This window comes from Nakamurella leprariae, assembly GCF_016918035.1.
Classification (GTDB): Bacteria; Actinomycetota; Actinomycetes; order Mycobacteriales; family Nakamurellaceae; genus Nakamurella; species Nakamurella leprariae.
In genome coordinates this window covers 89,260-107,121 of sequence record NZ_JAERWK010000023.1, presented here as the reverse complement: position 1 = coordinate 107,121, position 17,862 = coordinate 89,260, and the positions used below count along the sequence as shown (strand labels likewise).

13 protein-coding genes are annotated in these 17,862 nt (G+C 73.2%); 7 read left to right on the top strand and 6 right to left on the bottom strand.

The window, feature by feature from the left end; genetic code table 11:
- Nucleotides 1–183 precede the first annotated feature (183 nt).
- Nucleotides 184–5,748 carry an ATP-binding protein gene (locus JL106_RS17495; RefSeq protein ID WP_205262046.1) on the bottom strand — a complete coding sequence of 1,855 codons (5,565 nt, stop codon included), beginning with the start codon at nt 5,746–5,748 and terminating at the stop codon, nt 184–186.
- A 306-nt stretch (nt 5,749–6,054) separates the two neighbouring features.
- Here JL106_RS17495 and JL106_RS17490 point away from each other — a divergent pair, with 306 nt between their 5' ends.
- The 3 genes from JL106_RS17490 (at nt 6,055) to JL106_RS17480 (ending at nt 7,828) form a co-directional block, all read left to right on the top strand.
- Entirely contained in the window at nt 6,055–6,525 is a 471-nt protein-coding gene (locus JL106_RS17490; protein ID WP_205262045.1) for a fluoride efflux transporter FluC, read from the top strand.
- The gene (crcB, locus tag JL106_RS17485) at nt 6,522–6,887 is read left to right on the top strand and encodes a fluoride efflux transporter CrcB (protein ID WP_205262044.1); all 366 of its coding nucleotides are present in this window, start codon (nt 6,522–6,524) and stop codon (nt 6,885–6,887) included. Before JL106_RS17490 ends, crcB begins: the two co-directional genes overlap by 4 nt.
- A 146-nt stretch (nt 6,888–7,033) precedes the next feature.
- The gene (locus JL106_RS17480) at nt 7,034–7,828 is read left to right on the top strand and encodes a deoxyribonuclease IV (protein ID WP_205262043.1); all 795 of its coding nucleotides are present in this window, start codon (nt 7,034–7,036) and stop codon (nt 7,826–7,828) included.
- Here the strand turns inward: JL106_RS17480 and JL106_RS17475 are convergent.
- Nucleotides 7,821–8,258, bottom strand: a complete 438-nt coding sequence (locus JL106_RS17475) for a hypothetical protein (protein WP_205262042.1) — start codon at nt 8,256–8,258, stop codon at nt 7,821–7,823. The genes JL106_RS17480 and JL106_RS17475 overlap by 8 nt on opposite strands.
- A 243-nt stretch (nt 8,259–8,501) precedes the next feature.
- Here JL106_RS17475 and JL106_RS17470 point away from each other — a divergent pair, with 243 nt between their 5' ends.
- The 3 genes from JL106_RS17470 (at nt 8,502) to JL106_RS21235 (ending at nt 10,504) form a co-directional block, all read left to right on the top strand.
- Nucleotides 8,502–9,335, top strand: coding sequence for an aldo/keto reductase (locus JL106_RS17470; protein WP_407940196.1), 834 nt, complete (start codon nt 8,502–8,504; stop codon nt 9,333–9,335).
- 40 nt (nt 9,336–9,375) lie between these two features.
- Nucleotides 9,376–10,041 (top strand): SDR family oxidoreductase, encoded by a 666-nt coding sequence (locus JL106_RS17465; RefSeq protein WP_205262040.1) that lies wholly within the window; start codon nt 9,376–9,378, stop codon nt 10,039–10,041.
- Between the two features lie 88 nt (nt 10,042–10,129).
- Entirely contained in the window at nt 10,130–10,504 is a 375-nt protein-coding gene (locus JL106_RS21235) for a TfoX/Sxy family protein (RefSeq protein WP_205262039.1), read from the top strand.
- Between the two features lie 12 nt (nt 10,505–10,516).
- On the opposite strand, the gene JL106_RS17455 is transcribed toward JL106_RS21235, so the two are convergent.
- Nucleotides 10,517–11,425: an EamA family transporter gene (locus tag JL106_RS17455; RefSeq protein ID WP_205262038.1), complete on the bottom strand. Its 909-nt coding sequence runs from the start codon at nt 11,423–11,425 to the stop codon at nt 10,517–10,519.
- 88 nt (nt 11,426–11,513) lie between these two features.
- Between JL106_RS17455 and JL106_RS17450 the strand changes: the two genes are divergently transcribed.
- On the top strand, nt 11,514–12,413 hold the full coding sequence (locus tag JL106_RS17450; RefSeq protein ID WP_205262037.1) for a LysR family transcriptional regulator: 900 nt from the start codon (nt 11,514–11,516) through the stop codon (nt 12,411–12,413).
- Between the two features lie 335 nt (nt 12,414–12,748).
- Here the strand turns inward: JL106_RS17450 and meaB are convergent, their stop codons facing one another.
- The 3 genes from meaB to JL106_RS17435 are packed head-to-tail and all read right to left on the bottom strand — an operon-like array spanning nt 12,749 to nt 17,803.
- On the bottom strand, nt 12,749–13,750 hold the full coding sequence (gene meaB / locus JL106_RS17445) for a methylmalonyl Co-A mutase-associated GTPase MeaB (RefSeq protein WP_205262036.1): 1,002 nt from the start codon (nt 13,748–13,750) through the stop codon (nt 12,749–12,751).
- 4 nt (nt 13,751–13,754) lie between these two features.
- Nucleotides 13,755–15,938 carry a methylmalonyl-CoA mutase gene (scpA, locus tag JL106_RS17440; RefSeq protein ID WP_205262035.1) on the bottom strand — a complete coding sequence of 728 codons (2,184 nt, stop codon included), beginning with the start codon at nt 15,936–15,938 and terminating at the stop codon, nt 13,755–13,757.
- Nucleotides 15,938–17,803: a methylmalonyl-CoA mutase family protein gene (locus JL106_RS17435; protein ID WP_205262034.1), complete on the bottom strand. Its 1,866-nt coding sequence runs from the start codon at nt 17,801–17,803 to the stop codon at nt 15,938–15,940. Before JL106_RS17435 ends, scpA begins: the two co-directional genes overlap by 1 nt.
- Nucleotides 17,804–17,862: the final 59 nt, after the last annotated feature.

The window sequence follows — 17,862 nt, the reverse complement described above, 5'->3', positions numbered from 1 at the left end:
GAACCGGTGGCCGGCCCTGGATGCGAAGGTGGCGACACCGGCAGACGGCGCGCGAGCGCGGCAGTCGAGCATGGGCGATGCGGAGGGTTCGATTCCCTCCGACGGCACTCCTGTTGCCCGTTCCGGCCCGTCGGTCCTCGACCGACGGGCCGGAGCCGTCCCACCCCCTGACACGGCGGGCTCTCACCCCTCGAGCGTGCGGGCCATCCCCCGCTCCACGGCGTCGATCAGCTCGGGCCTCAGCCGGGCCGCCGCGATGATCGAATGCACGGAGCCGACCCGGCGGGCGCGTTCCATGTCGTGGATGGCCTCGAACTCGGCGGCCACTTCACCCATCTTCTCGTTGCGGACCTGGGCCCGGAGCTCGGTGAGCTTGACCCGCAGCCCGGCCCTGTCCGGCGGGGCGGCGGCGGCCACCGCGGTCTCCAGCTCGGCGATGCGCGGGTCGGCCGCGGTCCGGGTGTTCACGTCCCGGGTGAAGACCACCGCGGCTGCCGGCGCCCCGCCGATGACCGACGCGTAGGAGCCCTCGACCGCGAGCACCTCCATGTTGTCGTTGAGCGCTCCGGAGAAGACCACGAACGCGCCGCCGTGGTAGCGGGAGATCAGGCAGAACACGATCGGGCCGTCGAAGTTCACGACGGCCCGGCCGATCTCGGCGCCGTACTCCAGCTGCAGGTTCCGCAGCGACTCCGGGGACCCGTCGAAGCCGGACAGGTTGGCCAGCACCACCACCGGTCGGTTGCCGCTGGCCGCGTTGATGGCCCGGGCCACCTTCTTGGACGAGCGCGGGAACAACGTGCCGGAGGTGAACTGGTCCGGGCCGTCGGCCGGCAGCGCGCCGCGCCGGACCACCGGCCGGGACTCGATGCCGACGACCGTCACCGGGTGTCCGCCCAGGTGCGCGTCGACCACGACACCGGTGTCGGCCTCAGCCATCCCGGCCCACCGCTCCAGCGTGGCGTGATCGGCGTCGACGACCGCGGCGATGACCGTGCGGATGTCGAACGGCTTCTTGCGGTCCTTGTTCTTCTCCGCCGAGAAGATCTCGCCGACGGTGGTGAACTCGCTGTCCGGATGGGTGTGCGGGAACTCGCGCACGTCCCGGTCCCGGGCGTCGGTGGTCGGCGCCGGGCGCGGGAACCGCTCCCCCGGCGTGACGTAGGCGTGGTCGTAGTGGGCGAACAGGATGTCGATGGCGCCACCCATGGTCGGCGCCCAGTACTGCGCCTGGCCGTTCGGGCCCATGATCCGGTCGTACCCGCCGATGCCGAAGTTGTCCTCGGCGGACACCCCGCCCGAGTAGTCGAGCGAGTGCTTGCCGGTCAGCACCATGGCGCTGTCCGGGGTCATCACCAGGATGCCCTTGGTGTGCTGCAGCATCGTGGCCTCGGCGTTCCAGTACGGCTGGGCGCCGACGTTGATCCCGGCCACCAGCACGTTGATCTCGCCACCGGCCTGGGTGAAGGTGATGATCCGGCGCAGGGCCCGGGCCACCCCGTCCATGTTCTCGGTGCCGCTGTCCATCGCGATGGTCGCCCCGGAGGACAGCGCGAACCACTCCACCGGGATCCCGCGCTGCTCGGCGAGATCGATGGCGGCGACGACCACCTCGCACTCGGCCACGGCCACGGTGCCAAGCGCTCTGGTCGGGTCGCCCATCAGCACCACCCGCTCCATGCCCTCGGGGTACCGGGCGGTGGGCGTGCGGACCAGACCGGCGATGACGCCGGTGCGGTTGCGACCGTAGGGGCGCTCGACGGGACCGAAGGCGCCGTCGGTGATGTCGTACTCGGTGAAGCTGCCCTCGTCCTTGGTGAGCAACGGGATCAGCTCGTACGGGTAGACGGTGCCGCGCGCGGCGGACCGCTGCACCTTCTGCGTGTAGTCGTCGCGCGGCTGGATCGGCTCGGTCGGCGGCTCGGTGACGGTGACCTTGAGCCCCTGCCCCGCAGCGTTGGTGAACCGCAGGGCCACTGCGCGTTCCGCCTGCTCGGGGCGCTCGCGCAGCCGGGCCAGCACGGTGATCTCCTCGAGCCCGGCGCCGACGGACAGCGGCACGCTGCCGCGGGCGAACCCGACCAGCTCCCGCAGCGGCAGCTCCAGGGTGGGCCACAGGTGCAGGAACACCCGGTTGGCGTCGTACCGGGCCCGGCCGCCGCGCGCCGCCTGGGCGCGGCGGATCCCGTCCAGGCAGGCGGCCAGCACCCGCTCGGCGGCCGGGAACGCGATGACGGCGCCGGACGCGTCCCGCAGCGGGGTCACGTCGCGGACCGCGGCCAGCGCGACGAGCCGTTCGTCGGAAGGGTTGTCGGGGGCCACACAGCGGATCAGGTGCACGTCGTCGGGCGCCGGGAGCCGGGTGCCGACGAAGTTCTTGAGCCGCCACAGGTCCAGCCGCTGCGCGATGAGCGGGTGCAGCCCGCGGATCACCGTCTCCTCGCTGAGCGCGACCGAGCCGCCGGTGCGGACCGCCGGGCCTGCGGCGTGCGTGGCCGACCAACTGCTCTCGTCCGGCACCGGCCGGAAGGTGAACTGCTCCACCGGCTCGTCGACCGCCTGCACCACGGTGACGGTCACCCGTCGGCCGCCGGCCAGGCCGGGCACCGCCTCCAGCGCCTCCCGCAGTCGCGCGGAGACCTCGTCGGAGTCGGCCGGGCGGTCGGGCCAGCCCAGGTAGAGGTCGGTGATCAGGCTCCCGTCGGACGCCAGGTCCGACGCCCGCCGCTGCACCAGCAGCAGGTCCTCGGGCAGCCGCTCGGCCCGCACGACGGCCGACAGCACGGTCAGGTCGGCGTCCTGCTGGGTGACGGTCGCGCGGACCAGCGGGATCCCGTCCAGCTGCTCGGGCACCACGTCCCGCACCCGCAGGATCTTGTAGTACCGCCGCGTCATCCCGGCCAGCATCGGCGCCAGCTCCGGCCCGCCGGTGAGCACCTGCTCGCCGAGCAGGCCGACCAGCGGTTCCGGGCTGTCCTCGAAGACCCGCATCCGCTCGGCGGCGTCCCCGGCGTCGGGCCGGTCGGCCAGGTAGGCCAGCTGTTCGCGCACCGTGCGGTAGACGCGCCGCCGGGCCTGCTCGATGAGCGGCTGGTCGAACACCCGGAACCGGACGTTGCGGGCCAGGTCCCCGATGACCGGGAAGCGCAGCTGGGTCGCCACGATGAGCCGCTCGAGCACGTCGCCGACCCGTTCGCGCGCCTCGCCCTGGGGCTGTTGGTCGGTGATCCACCGTTCCAGCAGCCCGGAGACGATCGGCACCTGGTCGGCTGCCCGGCCCAGGGCCAGGAAGACGCGGTAGACGGCGGACTCCAGGCCCGGGCCGGGATCCAGCGAGGTCACCCCGTAGTGGGCCAGGACGCGCAGCAGCTTGGCCCGGAACGAGGCCGGCAGTCCCTCGCGGTCGGCATCCAGCGACCGCAGGTACGAGTGAAAGAACTCGCGCGGGCTGTGCACCTGCTCGGCCAGGTCCTCGGAGCGGGCCGGACGGTTGCGGGAGAGCTCGCACAGGTCGGCGAAGGTGGTGAGCAGGTCGAGCTCGGCCGCCCGGAGGGCCGGGTCACCGACGCCGAGGGTGCCGCGGTGCTGCTCGTACTGGCGCAGCAGCGCCCGGGCTTCGTCCCCGGGCACGTCGTAGCCCAGGATCAGCGACCGCAGCGTGCCCAGCTGGTCGCGGGCCGGGTCGTGGTCGTCGGCGATCGGCGCGGCGGCCGGGGCCAGCACCACCCGCGGCCGGGCCGGGGCGCTGCCCGCCTCCTCGGCGCGGTCCAGCCGCAGCAGCGGGGCGCCCGCATCGACCTGCGCGTTCACCGTGGCGACGACCTCGCGGACGCGACCCGCATACGGCGCGCGGACCGCGGTCTCCATCTTCATCGACTCGAGGACGGCGACGGTGTCGCCCGCGTCCACCTCGTCACCGACCTTGACCGGCACGGCGACCACGACAGCCGGGGCGGAGGACCGGACGATGCCGCCCTCGTCCCGGGTCACCCGGTGGGTGATGCCGTCCACCTCGACCAGCTCGGCGCCCTCCGCCGGCGACGTGGTCACCGCGTGCCGCCGGCCGTCGACGGTGAGCCGGCTCTGGAACGCCGACAGCGGTTCCACGGTCACGTCCAGCGTGGCGGTCTCCCCGGCGACCCGGACCCGGTAGCGGTCCGGGCTGACCTGCAGCACCAGCAGTGAGTAGGCGTTGCCCTGGTAGCCGAGCTCCACCGTGCGGCCCGGCGCCGGCGTGGCCCGGGGCCGGCCGCCGTGGGCGGACCGCAGGAACGACTCCCGGGCCAGTTCGTCCTGGTCGCGGTAGGCGGCGACGGCGACCGACAGCAGCGCGACGTCCGCGCCGGGGGCGGCGTGCGCGGCGTCGCGCAACCCGCCGATGCGGTCCAGCCAGCCGGTGTCGGCGGTGCCGTCGATGACCTCGGGCCGATCGAGGAGTTCGAGCAGGAACGACTTGGTGGTGGTGCCACCGCGCAGCACCACCGTGGTGTCGCGCAGCGCGACGCGCAGCCGGGCCAGCGCCTCGGGCCGGTCGCGACCCCAGGCGATGATCTTGGCGACCATCGAGTCGTAGTCCGGCGGGATGACGTCGCCGGCGGCGATGCCGGTGTCGACGCGCACCCCCGGGCCGGTCGGCACGGACAGCACCTCGACCGTGCCCGGGGCCGGGGCGAAGCCCTCGTCCGCGTCCTCGGCGTTGAGCCGCGCCTCGATCGCGTGCCCGTTGACCGGCGGCGGCTCCCCCTCCAGCCGGTGTCCCTGGGCCACCAGCAGCTGCAGTTTGACCAGGTCCAGGCCGGTGGTCGCCTCGGTCACCGGGTGCTCGACCTGCAGCCGGGTGTTCACCTCCAGGAACGCGAAGCTGCGTTCCTGCGGCTGGTACAGGAACTCCACGGTGCCGGCGCCCTCGTACCCGGCCGCGGCGACCAGCGCCGCGGCCCGCCGGGCCAGATCGGCGGCCTGCGCCGGTTCCAGAGCCGGCGAGGCCGACTCCTCGATGATCTTCTGGTTGCGCCGCTGCACGGAGCAGTCCCGCACCCCCGGCGTCCACACCGTGCCGTGCTGATCGGCGATGACCTGCACCTCGATGTGCCGGCCGCCGCGGACCAGCCGCTCGAAGAACACCACCGGGTCACCGAAGGTGGCCTTGGCTTCGATCTGCACGCGCTCCAGGGCCGGCAGCAGTTCGTCCGGGGTGAGCACGATCCGGATGCCGCGCCCCCCACCGCCGCTGCGGGCCTTGATGATGAGCGGGTACCCGATCCGCTCGGCGTGTTCGACGGCCGCCTCGGACGAGGTGACCGGCCCGTTGCTCCACGCCGCCACCGGCACGCCGGAGGCCTCGGCCAGCAGCTTGGCCTCGATCTTGTCGCCGAGGCGGCGCATGGCCTCCGGGGACGGACCGACGAAGGTGATGCCCATCCGGGCGCAGAGTTCGGCGAAGGCCGGGTCCTCCGCCACGAAGCCCCAGCCGACCCAGACGGCGTCGGCCCGGGCCAGCCGCAGCGCGCGCTCCAGCTCGCCGTGGTGCAGGTACGGGCTGGCGCCGAGGACGGCGCGGTCGCGCAACAGCACGGCCTCGTCGGCCAGCCGGACGAACAACGCCGACTTCTCGGCCGCGGTGTGCAGCGCGATGACGGTGATCCGGGACCCGCGTTCAGCGTTGAGCTCGCGCACCGCGCGGATCAGCCGGACCGCCGGCTCCCCCCGGTTGACGACCACCAGCCGGCTGATCTTCGGGCTGTTCATCGCGCTCCCACGTCCGTCCGTCCGCGCCCCGGGGCCCGGGGCTGGTTCCATCGGGCCGAGGTGCGCGGCACGTACCCGCGAGCTGTCCGGCCGGTGATGGCGATCGCTGCGGTGTCCGCGGCCGCGGCCGGTCGACACCGCGGGCGATCCTTCCACCGGGCTCCGGGGCGATCCAGCCGACGCCCCGGGCGGCGAGGACCGGTCCCACCGCCGACCGGCAGCAGGCGTCGCGCAAGACTGACGAGGGCGGACACCGCCACCGAGCGGAGCGCCTCGGTCACGATCGGTCGCGGGGCGGAGGGTGGCATGGTGTCCGATCCGCATCCCGAACTCCCGGACCAGCCGGACGCATCCCGTCGACCGGTGTGGCGCCGGCCGGGCCTGCTGGTGCTGGTGCTGCTCGGCGGCGCGGCCGGGACCGCGGTCCGGATCGGCGCCGGCGAGCTGTGGCCGCACGGCGCGGGGCAGTGGCCGACGGGCACCTTCGTGGTCAACCTGGCCGGCGCCCTCGCGCTCGGGATGCTCCTCGAGGCGCTGGCGCGGCGCGGGGCAGACCTGGGGGCGCGACTGCGGATCCGGCTGGCGCTGGGGACCGGCTTCTGCGGCGGCCTGACCACCTTCTCCACCCTGGCCGTCGAGATCGACACCCTGCTCCGCGACGGCGCTCCGGCCGTGGCGGCGGCATATGCGCTGGTCAGCGTGGCCATCGGCGTGCTGCTGGCCGGCGCCGGCGTGTGGCTGGGCACCCGGCTGCGCGGCGGGCGGGTGGACCGGTGACGGCCCTGGCCATCGTGGCCGGCGGCGTCGGCGCGGTGCTGCGGTTCGTGGTGGACGGGCTGCTGCGGGCCCGCTGGCCGGGGCGGCTGCCGTGGCCGACCGCGGTGATCAACGTGTCCGGCTCGCTGGTGCTGGGCCTGCTCACCGGCCTGGTCGCCGCGGGCGTCCCGGGCTCGTGGGCGCTGGTGCTGGGCACCGGGCTGTGCGGCGGGTGGACGACGTTCAGTACGGCGTCGTTCGAGACGGTGCGCCTGCTGCAGCAACGCCGCTGGGGTGCGGGAGCCGGGTACCTGCTGGGTTCGCTGATCCTGAGCATCGCGGCGGCCGCCATCGGGTTCGCGGTGGGCCGGGGGCTCGGCTGAGCCCGGCCGGCTCGGCGTGACGCCGTGCCGGCCCGGGTCGCTCGACTTGGTCGAGACACCCGCATCGACTCGCTGCGTGACGGCATGTTGCGCGCAGTTGATTCCGGCGGGGCGGGCCGTCGGCGGGTCCCGCTACCCTCTGCGCCGTGACGGTCCCAGTGCTCGGAGTCCACGTCGGTGCCCGCGAGAACGACGCCGATCCGGTCGCGGAGGCCCAGGCCGCGGGCGCGAACGCGGTGCAGGTGTTCCTGGCCGATCCGCAGGGTTGGAAGACGCCGAAGCCGCACCCGATGGCCGCCGAACTGGCCGCGGCCGATCTCGACGTGTACGTGCACGCCCCGTACATCGTGAACGTGGCCAGCACCAACAACCGGATCCGCATCCCCAGCCGCAAGTTGCTGCAGGCACACGCCAAGGCGGCCGCGGCGATGGGCGCCAAGGGCCTGATCGTGCACGGCGGGCGCGTGACGGCGGACGACGATCCGGCCGTCGGGGTGGACAACTGGCGCAAGACGTTCGAGCGGCAGGCGGCCGAGGGTGGCTTCGGGCTCCCGGTGCTCATCGAGAACACCGCCGGCGGCGACCGCGCGATGGCCCGCACGCTGGACGCCTGGGCCCGGCTGTGGGACGCCGTCGGTGAGTTCGGCGCCGGCGTCACCCTGGACACCTGTCACGCCTGGGCCGGGGGGCTGGACCTGACCACCGTGGTCGACGACCTGCGCGGCATCACCGGGCGCATCGACCTGGTGCACTGCAACAACTCCCGTGACGAGGCCGACTCCGCCCGCGACCGGCACGGCCCCCTGGTCGACGGCCAGATCCCGACCGAGCTGCTCGTCGAGGTGGTCCGCGCCGCCGGCACGGCGGTCGTGCTGGAGACGCCGAGCGGGCCGGACGGGCGCGCGGCGGAGATCGCGCTGCTGCGCGACGCGCTCAGCTGACGCGCCGGCGGGGACCGCGACGCAGCTCGAGCACGGCCGGGACGGCGACGGCGGCGACCCCCAGACCGATCGCCGCGGCCAGGACGACCCGCCAGGCGCTCTGCTGCGCGAACGCAAGGCTCAGCCACCACCCGCCGAGCCCGAGTCCGACCAGAACGATGCCCACCAGTCCGATGCGGTCGCGGTCCGGAGCCGGGTACCGAGCCGGCACGCCCAGTCGGGCAGCGCTGCGGCGGTCGCGCCGGACGTCGTGGAACGTCATCCACGGCTGGAGCACAGCGAGGAACGAGAACGCCATCGGACTGCCGTCACTCATCCCGATCAGCAGATCGAGCGAGACGGCGCAGGCCGCCACCAGCACCGACACCACGACGGCGAAGCCGTACGGGTACCGCAACGCCGGCCCCCAGCCGCGTCGTCGATCAGCCACCCGGCCACGCTTGCAGCCCCGAGTTGATCAAGCCAGCCCCCGTCCCGGTCATGCCCCGCGTCCACGACCACGGTCCGACAACTCCGGCGCCGCTCGTGGGCAATTCCACGTTTCACCGGATCGGGAAGCTCCGCGGGACCGGCCGGGTTGCACGGCTCGGTGAACGCGTCCGCCGATGGGTACCGCCATCGGACAGACCACGGCCGGACGCAGCCAGGCGCGAGAGAAGGAGTCGACATGGCCTTGAACATCCCCGACGTGACCCTGAACAACGGCGTGACCATCCCGCAGCTCGGGTTCGGCGTCTTCCAGATCAAGCCCGAGGACACCGCCGCGGCCGTGAAGGCGGCCCTCGAGGTCGGCTACCGGCACATCGACACCGCCGAGATGTACGGCAACGAGGCGGGGGTGGCCCAGGGCATCGAGGACGCGGGCGTCGACCCGGCCGAGGTGTTCGTCACCAGCAAGATCAACAACAACGCGCACGGCTACGACAAGGCCATGGCCGCGTTCGAGCAGACGCTCAAGGAGCTGCGGACCGACGCGGTCGACCTGATGCTCATCCACTGGCCGCTGCCGACCGTGGGCGACTTCGTCGGCACCTGGAAGGCGCTGGAGCAGGTGTACTCCGAGGGCCGCGCCCGGTCGATCGGGGTGTCCAACTTCCAGCCCGTCCACCTGCAGCGGCTGACCGACGAGACCAGCGTGGTGCCGGCGGTGAACCAGATCGAGGTGCACCCGTACTTCACGCAGGACGCGCTGCTCGCCGAGAACGCCCGACGCGGGATCGCCACCGAGGCGTGGTCGCCGATCGCCCAGGGCGACGTGCTGGACGACGCGACGATCGTCGAGATCGCGCAGGCCGTCGGCAAGTCCCCGGCCCAGGTGGTGCTGCGCTGGCACCTGCAGCGCGGGTCCATCGTGTTCCCCAAGTCGAGCACCCCGTCCCGCATGCGGGAGAACGCGGGCCTGTTCGACTTCGAGCTCACCGACGAGCAGGTCCGGCGGATCTCGGGCCTCGACCGGAACGGGCGGCGCGGTCCGGACCCGGACACGTTCGACCGCATCCCCGACTGATCCGGGCCGCGCGACCTCACCGACCGGAAGGAGCCGAACCATGCGCGTCGTCATCGCCGGAGGGCACGGCAAGATCGGCCTGCGGCTGGCCCGCCTGCTCGCCGAACGGGAGGACCACGCGGTGAGCCTGGTCCGCAAGCCCGAGCACGACGCCGACGTCATCGCCGTCGGCGCCCACCCGCAGCGCTTCGACCTGGAGTCCGGCACGGCCGACGAGCTGGCCGGGATCGTCCGCGGTGCCGATGCCGTGGTGTTCGCGGCCGGCGCCGGACCGAACAGCGGCGCCGCCCGCAAGGACACCGTCGATCGGGCGGCGGCGGCGCTGCTGGCTGACGCGGCCGAACAGGCCGGCGTGCGGCGGTACCTGATGGTCTCGGCCATCGGCGTCGACCGCACCGAACTGCCGACCGGGCAGGGCGAAGTGTGGGACGCCTACGTCAGCGCCAAGCAGCGCGCGGACGAGGATCTGCGCGGGCGCGACCTGGACTGGACGATCGTCCGGCCGGGTGGCCTGACCGACACCTCAGGCACCGGCCGGGTCACGCTGGCCGCCCAGACCGAGATGGGCCCGGTCCCGCGCGAGGACGTCGCCGCGGTGCTGGTCGCGCTGCTGGACGAGCCGGGCACGGCGCACCTGTCGCTGGACCTGGTCGGCGGGGACCTGCCGATCGTGCAGGCGGTGCAGGAGGTCCAGTCCGCCCGCTGACCCACGGCCGAGCACGATCCCGGAGGCCCGACGCGCCCGGGCGTGTCGGGCCTCCGGCGTGTCCGGCCGGGGCCGCCACACTGCTGGCGTGCCCACCGACACCGACCCGACCCGGGTCGCCGCCCTCGCCCTGTTCGACGAACTCGGGGAGCCCTTCGAAGGTCCGGACACCTCGCGTGGCCGGATGTTCGGTGCTCATGGACTCCGCATCAACGACAAGTTCTTCGCCATGATCGACTCGCACGGCCGACTCATGGTGAAGCTGCCGCACGAACGCATCGACGACCTGGTCCGCGAAGGTCACGCGCAGCGCCTGGTCATGAACGGCCGGTCGATGCGGGAGTGGGCAGTGCTGCCGTACGCCGATGACGAGATCTGCCGGGAACGCTGGTCGAGTGCCATGTCCCGGGCGCACGACTTCCTGCTCACGCTGACCAGTCGGCCGCGCAAGCCGGTCCGTTGAGCGCGACCGTCGTCAGGCTGGGACGACGACCCGCTCCCGCGTCCGCCGGCGCTTCGGGACGCTGCCGGCCAGGGTGATCCCGGCGCTGGCCAGCACCACGCACCCGATCGCGATGAGCTGCAGCGGCCCGACGTGCTGGTCCAGCAGCAGCAGACCGGCCAGCGCGGCCACCGCCGGCTCCAGGCTGAGCAGCACCCCGAAGACGTGCTTCGGGATACGCCGCAGCGCGGCCAGTTCCAGCGAGTACGGGATCACCGAGGCCAGCAGCGCGGTGGCCAGCGCGACGACCAGCAGGGACGGGTCGGCGAGGGCGAACGCCGCTCCGGACGCACCGAACGGCAGCACCAGCACGGTGGCCACGGCCACGGCCACGGCCAGGCCCCCGGTCCCGCTGGTCCGGCCGGCGGCCCGGGCGCTGGCCAGGATGTATCCGGCCCAGAACGCCGCAGCGACCAGTGCCCACAGCACACCGACCGGGTCGAGCGAGGCGTCACGGCGGATGCTGTCCAGGCCGAGCAGCAGGATCCCGACGAGCGCCAAGCCCACCCAGGCCAGGTCGCGGCCGCGACGGGACAGGACGGCGGCCAGCACCAGCGGCCCGAGGAACTCGATGGCCACGGCGGTGCCCAGCGGAATCCGGTCGATCGCCGCGTAGAACGCCCCGTTCATCCCGGCCAGGGCCACGCCGAAGAGCAGCACGGTGCGCCAGGTCGACGCGGGCCAGCGGCGCACCCGGGGCCGGGCCAGCACCAGCAGCACGACAGCGGCGAACCCGAGCCGCAGCGTGGTGACGCCCCAGGCGCCCAGGTGGGGGAAGAGCGTGGTGGCCAGCGCGGCACCGAACTGCAGCGAGATGCACGAGCCGAGGACGAGCGCCGTCGCTCCGGGATGATGACGGGACTGCGACGGAGCCGAACTCATGGGAACAGTCTGAGTTGCCCCTTCGAGAAGGTCCAGTGAAGGATCGTGCACTGAACTCATCAGCTGTACTCACCGATCGGGGACGCCGGTGCTCAACCTGCCGAGACTGCGGATGCTGCGTGAACTGCACCGCCGCGGATCGCTGGCCCAGGTGGCGCGGGCGCTCAACTACACGCCCTCGGCGGTCTCGCAGCAGCTCACCCTGCTGGAGCGCGAGGTCGGCGTGCCGTTGCTGCAGCGGGTGGGCCGTGGGGTGGTGCTGACCCACGAGGCGGTGGCCCTGGCCGCGCACGCGGACGCGGTGATCGCCCGGCTGGAGCTGGCCGAGTCGGAACTGGCCCAGTCCCGGACCCGGGTGGGCGGGGTGCTGCGGGTCGCCTCGTTCCAGACCGTGCTGCTGGCCATCGCCCCGACCGCGCTCACCCAGCTGGCCGAGGAGCACCCGGACCTGCAGGTGGAGATCGCCCACCAGGAGGTGGACGAGGCCTACAGCGGCCTGCTCGCGCACGACTTCGACGTCATCCTCGGCGAGGAGTACCCGGGCCGGACGGCCGGCGTGCGGCCCGGAACGCACCAGGAGACGTTGCACCGGGACCCGATGCTGCTGGCCACGCCGAGGGCGGGGGCGCTGGCCGACCTGCCCACCCGGTTGCCCGACCTGGCCGAGGCGCCGTGGGCCCTGGAACCGCTGGACTCCCTCACCGGGGTGTGGCAGCGGGACGTGATCACCGCGGCCGGGCTCGAGCCGCGGATCCGGTTCGAGACACCGGACCCGCTGCTGCAGGCCCACCTGGTCAGCTCAGGCCACGCGGTGGCGCTGCTGCCCGGGCTGATCCCGCCCGCCTACACCGAGGCGGTACGGCTGACCGAGCTGCCCGGCCGGCCGCACCGCACGCTGCACACGGCGGTGCGGGAGGGCCGGGCCGGGCACCCGGCCATCGTGGCGTTCCGGCGAGCCCTGGCCGCGGCGGCGGCGCAGGCGGCCTGACCCGGCCGGTCCCGCCCGATCAGCGGCGCCCCGGCGGAACCCTCGATGCGTTCCACGAACTCGTCGCTGGTCTCGTCCTCGATGACCAGACAGGTGCTGTACGACTGCGCCGGCTCGGAGCCGTCCATCCGGAGACAGGCAGGTTGATGTCGTCGCGTCGCAGCGCGACGTGCGGGTTCGGCCGCAGCTGCCGGTCGCTGATCTCGAAACCGAGCATCTCGGAGATGGACGCGATCTCGTCGATGGACGGGCAGGGCAGCAGCGGGATCGTGAGTTCGTCCGCCACGGCCCGAACCGGGGCCCGACCCGACCGGAACGACACCGCACAGTTCGGGTCAGACCGTCGGCGCCGGCTGCGTTCGCTCCTCAGTGGCGTGCACCGCGGCCAGGATCTGCTCGACCGCCGCCTCGGCGGTCAGCTCGCCGGCCAGCACCGCGGCCTCGGCGTCCTTGACCGCCGGCCGCACCGACGGCAGCGCCAGCCGGGCCAGCAGCCGGTCCCGGACCAGCGCACGGGACCAGTCCACCTGCTGCGACCGGCGTTTCGGCTCCAGCTCACCGCGGCGGGCCAGCCCGTCGCGGTGCCGCAGCAGCGCCGCCCACACCTCGTCGATGTTGCCGTCGTGCAACGCGCTGCAGGTGAGCACCTTGGTGTGCGCGCCGGGGCCGCGCAGCAGCCGGATGGCCCCGGCCAGCTCGCGGGCGGCGAGCTTGGCGTCCTGGACGTGCGGGCCGTCGGCCTTGTTCACCGCGATGACATCGGCCAGCTCGAGGATGCCGCGCTTGATGCCCTGCAACTGGTCGCCGGTGCGGGCCAGGGTCAGGAACAGGAACGAGTCGACCATCGACGCGACGGCGTACTCGGACTGCCCGACGCCGACCGTCTCGACCAGCACCACGTCGAACCCGGCCGCCTCCATGACGAGCATCGCCTCGCGGGTGGCCCGGGCCACGCCACCGAGGGTGCCGGAGGTCGGCGACGGGCGGACGAACGCCTCGTCCGCCGCGGCCAGCCGGGACATCCGGGTCTTGTCACCGAGCACCGACCCGCCGGTCCGGGCGGAGGACGGGTCGATGGCCAGCACGGCCACCTTGTGCCCGGCGCCGATCAGGTGCATGCCCAGGGCGTCGATGAACGTCGACTTGCCCACGCCGGGCACACCGCTGATGCCGACCCGCACGGCCTGGCCGGTCCGGGGCCGGACCCGGCCGAGCAGGTCGGCGGCCAGCTGCTGGTGGTCCGGCCGGCTGGATTCGACCAGGGTGAGCGCACGGCCGATGGCTGCACGCCGGCCGCCGAGCAGGCCTTCGTCCAGCTCGTCGAGATCGATGCGCATCCGCTCAGCCGGTGCTGGCCAGCTGCTGGCGCAGCGTCTGCAGCAGTTCGGCGGCCGCCTTCGAGATGACCGTGCCGGGTGGGAAGATCGCCGCCGCCCCGGCTTCCCGCAACGCGGGGAAGTCCTGCGCCGGGATCACCCCGCCGACCACGATCAGGATGTCCGGACGTCCGGCATCGGCCAGCGCCTCCCGCAGCTCGGGCACGAGCGTGAGGTGACCGGCGGCCAGTGAGCTGACGCCGACGACGTGCACGTCGGCCTCCACCGCCTGCCGGGCCACCTCCGCGGGAGTCCGGAACAGCGGGCCGATGTCCACGTCGAAGCCGAGGTCGGCGAACGCGGTGGCGATCACCTTCTGGCCGCGGTCGTGCCCGTCCTGACCCATCTTGGCGACCAGGATGCGCGGGCGACGACCCTGCTCGGCCTCGAACTCCTCGGTGAGCTGCCGCACCTCCTCGATACCGCTGTCCACCCCGGCCTCCTGCCGGTAGACCCCGCTGATCGTGCGGATCTGCGCGGCGTGCCGGTCGAACACCCGCTCCATGGCGTTGGAGATCTCACCGACCGTGGCCTTGGCCCGGGCCGCGTCGATGGCCAGCGCCATCAGGTTCTGCGACCCGTCGGTAGGACGGGTGCCCTCCATGGCTGCCCCGGCGGCCCGGGTCAGCGCGGCGAGCGCCGCCTCGACCGCCTCGGTGTCGCGCTCCTCCCGGAGCCGCTGCAGCTTGGCGGTCTGCTCCGCGCGGACCGCACTGTTGTCGATCTGCAGGACGTCGAGGTCGTCCTCGTCGTCCAGCCGGTACTTGTTCACGCCGATCACCGGCTGCCGGCCCGAGTCGATCCGGGCCTGGGTGCGGGCCGCGGCCTCCTCGATGCGCAGCTTGGGCAGGCCCGCGTCGATCGCCTGGGCCATGCCACCGGCCGCCTCGACCTCCTGGATGTGACCCCAGGCGCGGCGCGCGATGTCGTAGGTCAGCTTCTCCACGTAGTTGCTGCCGCCCCACGGGTCGATGACCCGGGTGGTGCCGGACTCCTGCTGCAGCAGCAGCTGGGTGTTCCGGGCGATGCGGGCCGAGAAGTCGGTCGGCAGCGCGATCGCCTCGTCGAGGGCGTTGGTGTGCAACGACTGGGTGTGGCCCTGGGTGGCGGCCATCGCCTCGATGCAGGTGCGGACCACGTTGTTGAACGGGTCCTGCGCGGTGAGCGACCAGCCCGAGGTCTGGCTGTGCGTGCGCAGCGAGAGCGACTTGTCGCTCTTGGGATCGAACTGCTTGACCAGCTTCGACCACAGCAGCCGGGCCGCGCGCATCTTGGCGACCTCCATGAAGAAGTTCATCCCGATCGCCCAGAAGAACGACAGTCGCGGCGCGAACGCGTCGATGTCCAGGCCGGCCTCGAGCCCGGCGCGGATGTACTCCACGCCGTCGGCCAGGGTGTAGGCCAACTCGAGATCGTTGGTGGCTCCGGCCTCCTGGATGTGGTACCCGGAGATGGAGATCGAGTTGAACTTCGGCATCCGCCGTGAGGTGAAGTCGAAGATGTCGCTGATCACCCGCATCGACGGCTTCGGCGGGTAGATGTAGGTGTTGCGGACCATGAACTCCTTGAGGATGTCGTTCTGGATGGTTCCGGCCAGCTGCTCCGGGCTCACCCCCTGCTCCTCGGCGGCCACGACGTACAGGGCCAGCACCGGCAGGACGGCACCGTTCATGGTCATCGACACGCTCATCCGGTCCAACGGGATCCCGTCGAACAGCTGCCGCATGTCGTAGATCGAGTCGATGGCGACGCCGGCCATGCCGACATCGCCGGACACGCGGGGATTGTCGCTGTCGTACCCGCGGTGGGTGGGCAGGTCGAAGGCGACCGACAGGCCCTTCTGGCCGGCGGCCAGGTTGCGGCGGTAGAACGCGTTCGATGCGGCCGCGGTGGAGAAGCCGGCGTACTGCCGGATGGTCCATGGCTGGTTCACGTACATGGTCGGGTACGGACCGCGCAGGAACGGCTTGATGCCCGGGTAGGTCTGCAGGAAGTCGACATCGTCCAGGTCGCTGGGCGAGTACAGCCCGGACACCGGGATGCCCTCCGGCGTCTCCCACATCGCGCCGGAGAACGTCGGCAGCTCGGCCGAGGCGTCGGCCGCATCCGCCGCCCAGCCGGCGGAGGAGAAATCAGGGATCTGCACCATCACCGCACCCCGCTTCCCGCCGTGCGGTGCGCATCCAGCACCGACGACAGCACCTCGAGCACATCACAACCGAGGAAGACGAACCCGTCGAGCCCGAGGCCCCGCAGCTCGTCGGTGGCCTTGCCGGCCAGCCAGAGCTGCCCCGTGCCCGCCGCCCGCAGCCGGGTCACCGCGTCCGCGGCCTGCTCGGCGTAGACCGCGTCGGACGAGCACAGGCAGACGACGGGAGCGGCAGCGGCAGCCTCGACGTCGGAGACCACGGCGACCTCGAAGGTGCCGGCCCGGAACAGGTCGGTGGCGAACCCGACCCGCGCGGCGGCGGTGCGGGCGTCCCCCAGGGCCAGCAGCATCACGGCGGGGCGGGCGTCGTCGGCGGCGAGCGCCTCGACCTGATCCTGCAGCTCCTCGAACGGCGCGGCGAAGCGCAGGTTCGGCAGCAGCCCCCCGGCCATCGGCGCCGGGGCCTCGGGCCGTTCCGGCAGCGTCTCGGTCACCGGCGGGAAGGCGCTCACCCCGGTGATCGGGGCCTTGCGGCGGGCGATGTCCTTCGCCCGAGCGACGCGGGCGGTGGCCAGCAGCGCTTCCAGCGCACCCGACTCCAGCGCGGCCGACGCCCCGCCGGCCTGCTCGAGGCGGGTGAACTTCTCCCACGCCACCTCGGCCATCCGATCGGTCAGCGACTCGACGTACCAGGAGCCACCGGCCGGATCGAGCACCCGGCCCAGGCTGGACTCGTCGTGCAGGATCGCCTGGGTGTTGCGGGCGATCCGCCGGGCGAACTCGTCGGACACCCCGAGCGCCGTGTCGAACGGGGTCACGGTGATCGCGCGGGCACCGCCGACGGCGGCCGCGAAGGTGGCCACGGTCGTGCGCATCATGTTGACCCACGGATCTCGCCGGGTCAGCGCGGTGGACGCGGTGACCGCGTGCTGCCGCTGGGCGGCCGGGGCGACGCCGGACAGCTCCGCCACCCTGGCCCAGACCCGGCGTGCCGCACGAAGTTTGGCGATGGACGCGAACTGGTCGACGTTCACGGTGAACCGGAAGTCGACCAGCTCGAACGGATCCTCGGCGCCGGCATCGGCCAGGGCGCGCAGGGCGTGCACCCCGGCCGCGGTGGCGGCGGCGATCTCGTCGGCGTCGCTGCCACCGGCCTCGGCGTACACGGTGCCGTCCACGGTGACCGGGATCAGCCCGGTGCCCTGGCTGAGCGCGAACGCCTGGGCGATCAGGTCGGCGGGGACGTCGGCACCGGTGCGGGCCCGGGTGGCGACCGGGTCGGCACCCAGGCTGCCGCGCAGTTCGGCCGGGGCGACCTGACGGCGCTCGGCGAGTTCCAGCAGCGCCCGGCCGGCGGCCGCGGTGTCGGCACCGGCGTCGAGCACGATCGCGATCAGGTCGAGGTAGACGCCCTGCAGGGCACGGTCGAAGCCGCCCAGGTCGGTCCCGCCAGCGCCGACGGTGAGCCACACGGAGCCGGCCCCGCCGGCCAGGTCGGAGAGCATCCGCTCGTTGACCCGGACCGCGTCGGGATCGGCGTAGTGGGTGCGGATGTCCCAGCCGGCCGCGTCCACACCGTCGTTCCCGGGGGCGGTGATGTCGTCCTCACCGCCGGCCTCGACGACCTCCTCGGTGGCCACCCGGAGCCGGGCGGCCACGGCCGGATCGATCGGCGACATCGTCGGGGCGTCGTCGGCGGTGTAGAGCGGCTTGATGCTGATGTCGTCGTAGGTGCGGCTGGACAGGTACTCCTCGGGGTCCTTGTCCTCGGGCACACCGGACTTGCGCAGCACGGCCGCGACCGCCGTGCGCCACTGCTCGCGGGTGGCCGGCGGGAACTCGCCCGCCAGCTCCAGGTGCTCCACCGCTGTCCGTCCTCCCGTTTCCCGGCCGGGTCCTGCGACCCGGAAGCCCACCTGTTCCC